Source organism: Paenibacillus bouchesdurhonensis (assembly GCF_900155685.1).
GTDB classification, from domain to species: domain Bacteria; phylum Bacillota; class Bacilli; order Paenibacillales; family Paenibacillaceae; genus Fontibacillus; species Fontibacillus bouchesdurhonensis.
Genome location: NZ_LT732547.1, coordinates 519658 through 532787, shown reverse-complemented (window position 1 = coordinate 532787; position 13130 = coordinate 519658). Strand labels below are relative to the sequence as shown.

Annotated in this window: 9 protein-coding genes and 1 pseudogene; 1 reads left to right on the top strand and 9 read right to left on the bottom strand. The window is 41.9% G+C overall.

What is annotated here, in order from left to right; genetic code table 11:
• Positions 1 to 5: 5 nt before the first annotated feature.
• From CZ379_RS02175 to CZ379_RS02160, 4 genes are read right to left on the bottom strand one after another with little or no spacing between them, the layout of a single operon-like run.
• A complete protein-coding gene (locus tag CZ379_RS02175; RefSeq protein ID WP_110930103.1) occupies positions 6 to 869 on the bottom strand; it encodes an MBL fold metallo-hydrolase in 864 nt (287 codons plus the stop codon).
• The gene (locus CZ379_RS02170; protein ID WP_110930102.1) at positions 832 to 1836 is read right to left on the bottom strand and encodes an NAD-dependent epimerase/dehydratase family protein; all 1005 of its coding nucleotides are present in this window, start codon (positions 1834 to 1836) and stop codon (positions 832 to 834) included. The genes CZ379_RS02175 and CZ379_RS02170 overlap by 38 nt, the downstream gene beginning before the upstream one ends.
• A complete protein-coding gene (locus CZ379_RS02165; RefSeq protein WP_110930101.1) occupies positions 1833 to 3233 on the bottom strand; it encodes a YheC/YheD family protein in 1401 nt (466 codons plus the stop codon). The genes CZ379_RS02170 and CZ379_RS02165 overlap by 4 nt, the downstream gene beginning before the upstream one ends.
• The gene (locus CZ379_RS02160) at positions 3223 to 4215 is read right to left on the bottom strand and encodes a beta-ketoacyl-ACP synthase III (protein ID WP_110930100.1); all 993 of its coding nucleotides are present in this window, start codon (positions 4213 to 4215) and stop codon (positions 3223 to 3225) included. Before CZ379_RS02160 ends, CZ379_RS02165 begins: the two co-directional genes overlap by 11 nt.
• 944 nt (positions 4216 to 5159) lie before the next feature.
• On the opposite strand from CZ379_RS02160, the gene CZ379_RS25860 reads away from it, so the two are divergent.
• A complete protein-coding gene (locus tag CZ379_RS25860) occupies positions 5160 to 6017 on the top strand; it encodes a hypothetical protein (RefSeq protein ID WP_199925412.1) in 858 nt (285 codons plus the stop codon).
• Positions 6018 to 6600: 583 nt separating this feature from the next.
• Here CZ379_RS25860 and CZ379_RS02150 read toward each other — a convergent pair.
• From CZ379_RS02150 to CZ379_RS02130, 5 genes and pseudogenes are all read right to left on the bottom strand, one after another.
• Positions 6601 to 7550 (bottom strand): annotated as a pseudogene (locus CZ379_RS02150) (beta-ketoacyl-ACP synthase III).
• Between the two features lie 214 nt (positions 7551 to 7764).
• On the bottom strand, positions 7765 to 9459 hold the full coding sequence (locus CZ379_RS02145; protein ID WP_110930098.1) for an ABC transporter ATP-binding protein: 1695 nt from the start codon (positions 9457 to 9459) through the stop codon (positions 7765 to 7767).
• Between the two features lie 42 nt (positions 9460 to 9501).
• Complete coding sequence (locus CZ379_RS02140; RefSeq protein WP_267890468.1) at positions 9502 to 10689, bottom strand: radical SAM/SPASM domain-containing protein; 1188 nt, start codon at positions 10687 to 10689, stop codon at positions 9502 to 9504.
• Between the two features lie 73 nt (positions 10690 to 10762).
• Entirely contained in the window at positions 10763 to 11863 is a 1101-nt protein-coding gene (locus tag CZ379_RS02135) for a radical SAM/SPASM domain-containing protein (protein WP_110930096.1), read from the bottom strand.
• Positions 11864 to 11881: 18 nt separating this feature from the next.
• Positions 11882 to 13039 (bottom strand): radical SAM/SPASM domain-containing protein, encoded by a 1158-nt coding sequence (locus tag CZ379_RS02130; protein WP_110930095.1) that lies wholly within the window; start codon positions 13037 to 13039, stop codon positions 11882 to 11884.
• Positions 13040 to 13130 lie beyond the last annotated feature (91 nt).

Below are 13130 nucleotides of genomic sequence, written 5' to 3'. Positions count from 1 at the left end.
CTCCCCTATTTAAGAGATTCCCCGATTTCGCTGCAATGGGATGGAATAATTCGATATTCTGGGTGCTGCTTGTGGAATTGGCATATGCGCTGGAAGCTTTCTTGATACTGCTGACGATCATCCATAATCAGGCCAGCAAGCCAATGTGGAGGCCGGGATTCACGATACGCTCGACTGGACCATACCGCATCCGCACATAAAAAATATGGCTGATCCCCAGTATGAAGTAGAACGCCAATTTGACCGGCAGCATGTCCTGGCAAGTCCACGGCAATCACACTTCCATCGCCAAAAAGATCTAAGCCCCGCTCAAATGGAAAACTAGAGGGCAGCGAGATTCGTTGTTGTTCATCTACCGGTAGAGAACGCTCCTCAAAATCACTCGGTAATAAGTCCGGCAGGAAGCCTGCCCGAACCGCCGCTAATCCTCTGCGGTGCTTCATTTTATCGTAAGCTGCTTTTAAATAAATAAACGAAGCCCCAGGAAAATCACAAACCCCGCCAATATGATCTGCATGAAGGTGGGATAGAACGACATACTTAATGTCACTTAATTGAATCCCCGCTTCTTGTAATTGATAGACCGCCGTCTCCCTTTCTGTGATAGAAACAGGGGTCGCCCTTCGATATAGCGAATAAGGAAAACGACCTGCTGCTTCGAAGAATCGTTCCGAATACCCCGTGTCAAATAAGATCGGGCCTAGCCTCGGATGCTCCATGCAGGCAAACAGGGCAGGAATTTGAATCGTCCGCCGCTCTCCGCCACGGATCGTTATTTTTTCAGATTGGGAGCAACTCCCCGCCGAAAACAGGGTCAATTTGACGCGGGTGCTAAATAAGTGAGTCTCGTTGTTTGATCCATGTGACATATTCGGATATCCCTTCATCAATACTTTTAAGTGGTGTATAGTTCAGATCTTTTTTCGCCGCAGATATATCCAGCGTAAGCGTCCTCCCTAATAGACCCACCGTGTAGCGAGTGAGCAGAGGTTCCTTTTTACTCCTTGTCAGGTTGGCTTTCCACTCTAGCAAGGCGGCTGCCCCGTAGGCCAGAGGATAGGAAATATGTTTTCCGCGAAATGGTTCCTCCAGCTTAGCAAATAAGTGCTGAAGTAAATCCATCAAAGCTACCGGCTCGCCATTGGTAATATTGTACTTTTTGCCTAGCGTCGATGTAGGGGAGGACATGCATTGGATTAGCGCATCAACCACATTATCGATGTAGGTCAAATCCATCAGAGCCTGGCCGCCATGAATTAAGGGAACGCGTCCTTTGCGGTTCGCTTGAAGCAGCCGCGGAAGTATCGCCTGATCCCCCGGGCCAAAGATCGCACGAGGACGGATGGTAATCACGGGAAGTCCTGCCTCAAAGGCAAGATCCACTTCTTCTTCGGCCAAACGCTTCGTTGCGGCATACGCATTCACAGCTTGATCCGGAAGCGGAGCTGACTCTGATACGTTCAAGCGATCGGTATAATCAAAATATAAGCTCGGTGTCGACACATAGATCAACCTGCCCACCTGATGCTGCCGGCAGCCTTCCAATATATTTCGGGTACCGATCACATTACTATCATAAAAGTGACTGTATTTCCCCCAAGGAGAAGACAATGCACCGCAATGAAACACAAAGTCTTGTCCAGCACATAGCTGGACGATACGCTCGGTGTCCGCAAGATCACAGGGGATGAAAGCGATACCTTCGTTTTTCAATTCCTCCCCTATGGATTCATTTCGTCCAGTCGCTGTAACCTGATAACCCAGCTTACTTAAGGTTTGTGCCAAGCTCCTGCCGAGAAATCCCGTCCCGCCTGTCACTAATACGCTTGAACTCATTTCTCTTCCTCACCATTCCATTCAATATCATTCGTTGATGCTTCTAATATCGAGATATGCTGCTGCCTGCTTACCTTTACATTCCACCAAAGAAGCCTAAACTGCTGAAAAAACGGCTGCGGATCTCGAAATTGGAACACCACGTCTTTACCACCCATGAACAAACGAAGCCACTCCTTGAATCTTGACCAGGAACGAATCGACAACAATCCATAGGACAACATCGCTAAGGAAATGATGGCTTTATGACCCGGGCGCGGGGTGATAATCTGCTCTGACCCCTCTTTATGATGAAAAAACGCCTGATCAAGCTGATCCTCCGCTCCGAATAGGTGTATTCCGCTTGTTGCTCTTGGGTTGCATTCAATAGAGTAGACTTGGCCAGCATCGGTGACGATAAAATCAAAAGAAATTTGCCCCGTAAATTGTTCCAAACGAACGAAGTGTTGTACCCAGCGGTCAATGTCTGGGTGATGTACAGCCTCGAAGCTAATACAAGCACCAGGCCCAGCCGTAAATCTCACGGGATAAACCGCATGAGCCGTCAGTTTCCCTTGCTTGGCTATACTGTAGCTGCAATAGGCTGTTCCTTCTATAAATTGCTGTACAACCCAAGGCTGCTGTGGAGAGAGATGCTTTATTTTTTCCAATACTTCAGCTTCATCTGGTATTTCTGTATCATCTGGCTCCTTGTTCTTCTCGCCCTTAGCAACTGTACTCGCTACCCTCGTTTGCACCATGAAAACCTTTGCCGCAAAACGGGAGTAAACCGGCTTAAAAACCCATTTCCCCGGGACAGCCAAGGCGGCCTCCACATCTTCTTGAGAGGTTAATAGGCTTGTTTCCGGTACCAATAAGCCATACTCCCTCGCCTGGCCAATAAATTCCCATTTACTATGTAAGCGCCGCAGCTTGTTTAGTGAGTCCGTAAAAACTAGGCAATGCTGGCTTAAACGCTCTAAGCCTCGGGCAACAAAAAATATCTCCTCGCAAGTTGGAATCAGCCAATCTATCTTTTCTAGCATAATAATTTCTAGGAGTGCGCTAATATATCCATCTGGATCCTCATTAGGCTTAGGCACACCATAGTTTCGAACGATCGCGCGCGAATGATAACCAAGGTGTACCGGACAACTCTCGGCCATGTACACCTTATGCCCCGCCGCAGTAAACTGACGAGCTAAATCCAAGGTAGCCGGCGCTCTTCCGCCTGTCAGCAAAATCCGCTGATGCTGTCCTTCTTGTCCTGCTTGCCCTCCTTGCCTTTCTTGGCTTTTTTCTCTTTCTTGCTTTCCTTGCCTCTCTTGGCCTGCTTGCCTTTCCGCCCCTTCTAGTTCTCCCTGCCACCCTTGCCGCTCTTCTTCCTCTCGTATTCTTGGCCTTGAGTTAGTATTCAAGGATCATTCCTCCGACAGAGAAGCCTGCGGATGTTCCTAACAATAACAGCCGCTCTCCCCGCTGGATCCGCCCTTGCTGGATGGCTTCATGCAAAGCCATCGGAATCGATGCTGCAATCGTATTTCCGTGCGTTGGCGAAATATTCATTAATTGGTGCTCCGCTATCCCTAGCTTCTTTGATATCAATCGCATAGCCATCGCGCTGCCTTGATGTGGAATGACAAGCTTCAGATCTGCCATCTGACAGCTCCCTGCTTGGAATAAAGCATCGACAAAGTCAGGCATGATTTGTGACGCCATTTTATATATCGCTCGTCCATCCATTTCAAATAAGAATGGCTCTACCTGATCGGTATGCCGGCGATGAATTTTCGTCCCCCCGCCTCTAATCTGGGAGAGATGAGCTCCCGCACTGAACGTTTGCATCGAGGAACAGATAATCTGAGAGGGTTCATCCTCCTCTGCCCTACTGATCACCACAGCCGCAGCCCCATCCCCAAACAAAGCCGCACTTTCTTTATGAGACCAATCCAAGCCAACCGAAGCCACTTCCGTCGCTACGAGCAGAACACGTTGATAACGCCCTGCCGCTACCATATAAGACATAACATCCAGTCCAGTTAAAAAACTTAAACATGTGGAGTTTATATCAAATGCAGGAACTCCAGAATACTCTTGTCCCAATGCCTTTTGGATTAAAGAAGCCGTGCATGGAATGGATTGCTCCACGGTACCGCTCGTAGATACAAGACAGTCAATATCTGAAAAAGCAAGCCCAGCATCCTCTAACGCAGCCTCCGCTGCCCTTGCCCCCATGAAAGAAGCTGTTTCGTCTTTTACAACATGTCTAACTCTAACATCTGTTTTCTTCAGCACCCATCCGCTCGGCACACCTAATTTCTTGTCTAAATCTTCTGCTGTGATCACTTGCTCCGGCAAATATTTACCCGTTCCTACAATCTTAATCTTCCGAACCTGCATCACATCAACCTCCTGTTGCTAGAACTTGTAACTACTCTATGAAATTCAAATTAGACCCGCTCAGGCCCGACTATATTCCTACAACTTTCTACAACTTTCTACACCCTTCCCAAGATTATAGCCTATTTGTAAAATGGAGGAAACGACAAAAGGAGACTCCACGAAAGTGGAGTCTCGGATTTAAGTTGTTTGTTAAAATTTTTTTACATGATACTAACCAGCCAGCGCCATTACCTTCCGAAAAAACTAGTAAGTAAATTCTGCTACCATGACAATAAAGTTCAAATTTTCCATTATATCCTCCTTTAGTTTCTAATTTTCGGAGGTTTCACATAACGTTGTTGTATCTATAACGCGACCTGCTTAGATAACTCTTAAGGTAATATGTATAATTCGTTAAAAAAACATGAGATCCTTTATCCATAAGGCTTTCACACTTTCACAAGGTTTGTGAAGAGTGTAAAAGTGGATATGTTTTGTGGACAAGTAAGACATATACAAAATATCCTACCTACCAATTAAGTTAAGTGGGATTTTCTACGACGTAGTGTGCCACTAGTGTATTTACAATATTTATCTGAAATATAAACAATATCCCCCTTCTGACAACAAACTGCGGTAATCACCCATATTCTTCTAATTAATCTATATACAAGAATAAACATATATGTTATAGTCTGTAATAATATTTCCATTACCACAAAATATTGGGTGGAGGTAGAAAAAGGAGGAGTTTTATATGAGAACAATAAAAATTACAGTCAGTACTTTACTAGCTTAATTTAGATGGTACTCTAAAGAAAGCTGACTACACTAATACATTAATTGTTGGAAATTTAGTAGATACCTCAGGAAATTATGATGTTATCTTTTTTGGAATAGATAGTGCACCAAATTCTAACATCACTCTTAATTATGGACAATATTCTGATAATGATACTCTCTTGAAACTATACTTACTTGAAAAAGGCACTCGTAATTTTACAGTAGTTGAATCAACTATTGATAACAGTACTCTTAATTTATCTGAACAATTTAATAATGTGTCAGAATTAAATCAAGGAGAATACACTGATATATTTTGGTTCAGTAAAATTCTAAATCCAATTAAATCTTCCGAAAGTAGCCCCATTGCTAAATTTGCTGTAACAAGCGGTGTATCCGATAAAACATACTCATTAAGCTATGCTATTGGAGTCGGTACTGTAAATGAAGAAATGGTAGTAAGAACATACGTTGAAGGACCAGCTTCAATAAGTAGTGATGGGGTATTTAGTACAAAAATATACCCACTATCAACAAGAACATATTCAACTCAAGTCCCAAATGTTAATTCTAACACGTCTAACTTTGAAATTGGTGTGTCTCAAGATACTGTTCTAGAAGCATATACAGATCCTGGTGATGTTTTCAGATATCAGCAATGGGATGGAAGCTGGCAAAATTCTAGTAGTATTAATCTCGGATTAAGTTGGAGTTATTCACTTCCAGGGACTGGTTTATCGTTCTCGCCAACTTATACGAATACCACTCAATATACTTCAAAACCTCTTAAAAACTTTGATAATAGTGGAACAAATAAGGTAAGACAAACAAAGGTTCAATTATCAAAAAATAATATACTTAAAACTCCTTCGCATACATTTGACGTAAATTTTAGCGTTGGTCATTATAGTACTAATGCTCAAAAGAAACTTAATCTAAAATGGACATATTATGTTTGGAATGCCCAAAGTATTTATAGTTCTGCGGTAGGGCAAAAAACTAGTAATATGTATTTTTCATATGGATCTTCCAATTGATATTTTATAAAAACTATTACTATAATTAGAATAAGCAAAGGTAGAATAACATAATTGTTATTCTACCTTTATATTTCATTACAAGTATCATAGTCACAAAAATGATAAAGGAGATATTTAAATATGTTGGGTTTTTTTGTGATATTTATATGCCTTTTTTTTCAATTAATCTTTTTATTCAGAAGTAATGACAAAATCAGAGATTTACTATTAATGATGAGTTATTTATTTGTTTTAAACTCAATTTTACTATTATTTGGATACGTGCAGACAATACAAGGGGCGACAGATGTATCATATCTCAGTATTTTCACTTTAAAGGCAAGTCAAATATATCCATACTTTAAAATATCTTTAGGTTTAGCATTAATAGCTTTCACACTCTTTCTGTTTAAGAGAATACTAAACAGCAACGATTAAATAATAATGAACATTCTATTAGAGATGTTCACTATTCCTATTACTGTTTTTGTATTTTTATCTCACTCCACCTTAGCTCCAGACAACAATTAGTCCAGTGACAACTGTCAGCAAAATACGCTGATACCGCCCTTATTCTTCAGCTCTCCTTCTTTGCCTTGAGCTAGTATTTAAGGATCATTCCTCCGACAGAGAAGCCTGCGGATGTGCCTAACAATAACATCCGCTCTCCCCGCTTGATCCGCCCTTGCTTGATGGCTTCATGCAATGCCATCGGAATCGATGCTGCAATCGTATTTCCGTGCGTTGGTGAAATATTCACTAATTGGTGTTCCGCTATCCCTAGCTTCTTCGATATCAACCGCATAGCCATGGCGCTGCCTTGATGTGGAATGACAAGCTTCAGATCTGCCATCTGACAAAATCCGGCATTATTTGTGACGCCATTTTATAAATCGCTCGTCCATCCGGCTCTAGCTGATCGGTATGCCGGCGATGAATTTTCGTCCCTCCGCCTCTAATCTGGGAGAGATGAGCTCCCGCACTGAACGTTTGCATCGAGGAACAGATAATCTGAGAGGGTTCATCCTCCTCTGCCCTACTGATCACCACGGCCGCAGCCCCATCCCCAAACAAAGCTGCGCTTTCTTTATGAGACCAATCCAAGCCAATCGAAGCAATTTCAGACGCTACGAGCAGAACACGTTGATAACGCCCTGCCGCTACCATATAAGACATAACATCCAGTCCAGTTAAAAAGCTTAAACATGTGGAGTTTATATCAAATGCAGGAACCCCAGAATGCTCTTGCCCCAATGCCTTTTGGATTAAAGAAGCCGTGCACGGAATGGACTGCTCCACGGTGCCGCTCGTGGATACAAGACAGTCGATATCCGAAAAAGTAAGCCCAGCATCTTCTAATGCAGCCTCCGCTGCCCTTGCTCCCATGAGAGAAGCGGTTTCGTCTTGTACAACATGTCTAACTCTAACATCTGTTTTCTTCAGCACCCATCCGCTGGGCACCCCTAATTTCTTATCTATATCTTCTGCTGTGATCACTTGCTCCGGCAAATATTTACCGGTTCCTACAATCTTAATCTTCCGAACCTGCATCACATCAACCTCCTGTTGCTAGAACTTGTAGCTACTCTATGAAATTCAAATTAGACCCGCTCAGGCCCGACTATATTCCTACAACTTTCTACAATTTTCTACACCCTTCCCAAGATTATAGCCTATTTGTAAAATGGAGGAAACGACAAAAGGAGACTCCACGAAAGTGGAGTCTCCGAAAAGGTCTTCATAGGCAGGAAATGAACCCGAATGCTCAAGTGGTACTCATTCCCGCAGTCTTTATTTCTAATTCTTCCAATGCATAATTCAAAATACCTCTCTCCACTACACTATAAACTTTATCAAAGTAATATGCCTCATCCATGTTATGCGTTATCAAAATAATGATTTTCTCTTTTTTAATCGCTTTAAGGAGGTCTAAGAATGCAGTCCTTCTATCCAAATCTAAAGATGCGGTCGGCTCATCAAAAATGATGATGTCGGCATTTCTTACTAAAGCCCTTAAAATATCGAGACGTTTTTTTTGCCCGCCCGAAATATTGTTGCCCCCGGCGCTCAAAACCGTATCCCATCGGTCGGGAAATTCCATGATTTCGTCAAACAAATCTATTGTTTTGCTGTATTTCTCCAGCAAATCTAAAGGAATGTCTGCTCCAAAGCTAATATTGTTAAGTACCGAATCATGGAAAAATAAGGAGTCCTGCGGTATATACGCTGTCCGTTTACGATATAGACTTAAATCGAGGTCATCTAGCCTGTCCTGATTAATCCGAATGCAGCCTTGCTGTGGTTGATATAGCCCTAGCAGCAGCTTGGTCACGGTTGATTTCCCGCATCCGCTTGGCCCAACAAAAGCCGTAATTTCGCCCCTCTTTATTATGCCGCTAGCATTCGTCAGTACCTGCTTCTCTATCCCATCGTAAGCAAAGGACACCTGGTCAATGATAATTTCGGAAATATGCTGAGGCGGAGCGGCTCCTCCCGTCTTCTCTTCGGCTTTGTTCAAAATTTCCTCCAATCTTCCAATCGCGGTGATTGCCCCTTGATAACTGTTGTTGAATTCACTAAAAAAACGCGTTGCTCCTAGCAGCATATTTTGATAATTAATAAGCGAAACAATCAAACCAATTGTATATTTATTCGCAAAAATTCCTAATCCGCCAATCAACCAGATGGCTCCAGATAACAGATATACCATGATACTGCTTATATTTACATTCATCGAATAAGCTAATTCTAGCTTCATTTGATGGTCATATTGCCTCTGGTAGGCCGTGACATATTTTTTTTCGATATATCTAAAGACGTTGTAAATTTTCGTAATCAACACATTGTTATATGTTTCCACCATATGATTCATAGACTGCTCATTGCTTTGCATCGCTTTTTCCGCATAATCCTTCACTTTTTTTCCGAAATATCTATTCACCCAGACATAAAACGCAATGATAAGCACAGAAACGGCGAGCAGTTTCCAATCAAAAAACAGGATCATCCCGCAAGCAAAAATCGCGGTCAGCGCATTACTGAAAATGCTAACGGTCATATATCCGCAATTCTGTTTGATCGTATCGATCTCTTTATTATACCGGGACAGGATGTCACTAAGCTTGTAGTCATCAAAAAATGAATAGGGCAACCGACTGAGCTTGTCATTAAGTTCTCTACGCAAGGAAAAGCTCAATTGTTCAACGATCTTGGCCAATAAGAAATCCTTCACAATATTGAGAAAACAGTTCACAAAAAATAAAATAAGCATAACCGAAACGCAAACGATGAACAAATGAAAGTCCCGTTTCGGAAATGCTTGATCAATCAGCTCTTTATATGTTAGTGGAATGCAAACGGTAATCAAGCTTTGAAGTACCGTAACGGTCAATACGATCAAGATGATCTTTTTCTCTCTAAACAAATATTTGTTTAAAAAAGCGATATAGGAATTGTTCATAGAAGAAACAACCTTTCCTCTATAAGTAGCGAATACTTCCGTTTACGTTATTGCTTGAGCCTTTCTTTCCTCGTCTAAATAATTTAGGAAAGTACTAAAATTCTCCTTGCTCGCTTTCGTTCGATCATAGTGATACAACATAAAATTGACTAGTAAACTTTTTAATTGGCAATCGTCATAGAGGTCTTCAGCTTGTTTCTCCTTTTCCACGATTTCGGCGGCACAGGGACCCGTACAAAAATATTGGATATCGCAAATGTTGCACCTTTCCCGTTTGTTGACAAGGAAGAGAGCCTGCATGCTCTCATTCCGTTTCTTAAGACTTAACTGTTCAGCGATTTGATCAGGAGTATGCTCCCTGATGTTGCCAATATTAAAGTCCGCATCATGAAGGTTTGAACACATTCGGATTTCACCGTTCGCGTGAATCCCCCATGTTCGCCCGTAACCTCCACACTCCGTTTTGATTTGAATCGTGCTAAAAAACATGTTGCTGATGTTTTCGTTAAAATACTCCTGCTCCAAGATGTATTCGACCATATCCCGATAAATATCTATTTTTTCAGCGTAACTCATGGTGTTAGGGGAGTCTGCAGCACGGCCAACGTTGCTTACAAATCTGATCAGGCACGCCGCGTCATACTTATATATCATAGCAATCGCATTTCGTAGATACGGTGCGGTATGTTGGTTAATAACGAAGGAGAACTTCAGACCGCAGCCATTATCAATAATATGGTCAAAGTTGTTAATCATCCGCTTCATTAATTTTTCGTTTTCGAAAATATTTTCTATGCTAATCTCTACGGCTCCAACGTAAGGTGTGAAGCTATGAATAAGCTTCTTATGAAGCAGCAAACCATTGGTTTGAAGAAGGATGCGTTCCTTTCCAAAGGTATTGCTAAAAGCCTTTATTATATCGAGGATATCCTTTCTTATAAAAGGCTCCCCTCCAGTGATGATGACTACTTTAGGGTTAATTTCCCGGATTCTAGGAATCATGACCGTGCATATCTCTTCCAAGGAAAGATCCTCATCAGTGCTGACATGGGTTCCTGATTTCATACTGCAAAAATCACAATTCAAATTGCACTTGCCCGTTACCGAGTAATATACGTTATTAATCGACTGTGTTTTGGATTTTGGTTCGAATAATCCAAATCTTTGGCTTAGCTGTTCGCTAAAGTAATCCCAATCGGTGCTATATTTATCAAATACGTGCCCGCTCATTTTGACCCAATGTGAATTTTCGGGATTTAGCAGCAGCACTTTCCCGTTCTTCCTAACGATTTTGATTGGGGTGTTATAGCTCGTGTTCATAGGCATGACTTCCTTCGACTATTTTTTTCAAACGGTCAATGTTGTCATAATAGAAAGAAGTTTTGAATTTTTGCATATAACAAAGTGTAGGATCCGGCATGTTCACATTGCCATTCGTCTCTAGGCTTTGCATGATACAGCTTTTTGCCCCGCATATGTCGTAAATGTCACATCTATGGCAGGTCTCGTTGTCAATATTGTTCAAATTCTTCAGGTCATTGATTTTACTTCGGTTCAGGCCTTGATGAACACTTCCCAGGCTTTCTTCTTCAACCATATAGGCGTGGCACGGGTAAAAGGTTCCGTCTGTTCTAACATACAGGCTAATGATCCCGGCCCCGCAACTATAAAACTTCCGCCTTTTTTGAACGGAACTAAATACTTCATCGATAAAACTCCATCCAAAAGCTCTATTCTCTCCAGCGCATTGTTCATAAAAGGCGAATACCTTGTAGATTTCCTCTCCAATCACAGCCAGTTCTTCCTCTGTCCAGTCAACGAACAAATCGATGGCTGTATCGACGATTTTTATACCTAACTGTTCAACCAGAAACTTTACGGATTCACCGTAGTGTATATAATTATTTCTTGAAATGACATTGGTCGCCTGAGTATATTTGCCCGATTTTCGTTCAAATTCCCGGATATACTGCCAGTTATTCAAAATAGCATCGAATGATCCCCGGTTATGAATCGTAATCCGGTTCAGATCATGGACTTCCTTGTTCCCGTCAATACTTACTTTTAGATCAAAGCTGTTGTCTACCAGCCATTCAATAATTTCAGAATTGAGAAGGGTGGCGTTCGATGTCATCGACAATTTCACATGATACTGCTTGTCCTTGTTTTTATCCTGGATATACAGCAGGATTTCATTCAGCAGAGGAAAATCGATCAGCGCTTCCCCGCCGATAAAGTCAAACCAGATTTTACGATCTCGATGAACATCCATCTGTGCAAAGGCCAAATCCACGCTTTTTTTAGCCGTGTCCAAAGTCATAACCGATCCTGCTTTATCACCTAAGTAACAGTATTTGCACTTCAGATTGCATTTCTGATTAACCTCCAGCGTCATTGAATACATGGCAGAATACCCCTTTGTTTATAATTTGGCAGCCACAGCTTCCTGAATAATCCTTTCCATCGTTTTTCCAATTTTGATTTGATGGGCCTCTGCGATTTCAAAGTATTTCATCAATCTGGGGATTTTCAGCTCATACATCTTTTTTATGACTCGGTAATTATGTTTAAACAGAATTCGTTCCAATTCGCACGTAATATCCGACGGAATGTTTAATGAACCCGTTAGCCGGTAGTTTTGGAATCCGCATTTCCGTCCGCTGCACGTAAAGGCGATATCGCACTCCTTGCATTTTTCCGAAGGCTTTACGGCTGCCTTGATACAACGAATTAGTTTTGCTCGATCTAGCCCTTCCTTAAAATTTCCGATGTTCCATTTCATATCATTTAACACATACCCACACGGAAATATGTCTCCACTGCTGTTCACTGTAAAGTGCCCGATCGAGCCTGCCGAGCAAAACAAAGGCTTCCTGTGAGCAAAAAACGTCGTTAGTTTAAGATCATGCAGATTAAAGACACAATCGGGGCTGCTTACTACCGAATTCAGGTAAAAGTCATCCAGAAGCTCCATCTGTTCGTCCAATTCCTGGATTGTTTCCGGCGTCCATGCTCCGAAATCATCGTAAGCGGCATGGATTCGTTTTACGCCCATATGGTGAAAATAAAGAACATTCCGGTGGAAAGAATGAACATTGTTGCAAGTGACCGTCATCCGAACGCCAAAGGGTACCTTTTGCTCGATAAGCTTGCGAATATTGCGCAAAATCGTATCGTAATAGTTTTTCTTGCTCCGGCTCACTCGGTTTAAATCATGCGTCTCTTGATCTCCATCAATGCTGACGAAAAGCTTGAAGTTGTTATTTTTCACAATTTCAATGATACTATCGTCGAGCAAAATGCCATTGGTCGTCATCTCGAACTCAAACATTTTTTTGTATTCACGATGCTTCTGGTCTATATATTCGAAGAGCCGGAGGAAAACCTTTTTGTTTAATAACGGTTCCCCCCCCAATAAACTTAGGTGAATTTTTTCTTCCGCAGGGTTATTCATCACCATAAAATCGATGGCTTCCCGCATCACTGCTTCGCTTAGAACCGCAGCTCGTTTATCATTGCCCTCATAACAATAAGTACATTGAAGATTGCAGCTATCCGCCAGATTTAAGGTGCACTCCATATGCATTCTCCTATCATTCGAGTTTGTTTTAAGTGTATGCCTGTATTGTGCTAGGAGAAATAGTTTTTGTTTAAATGTACCCAAAGGCGGT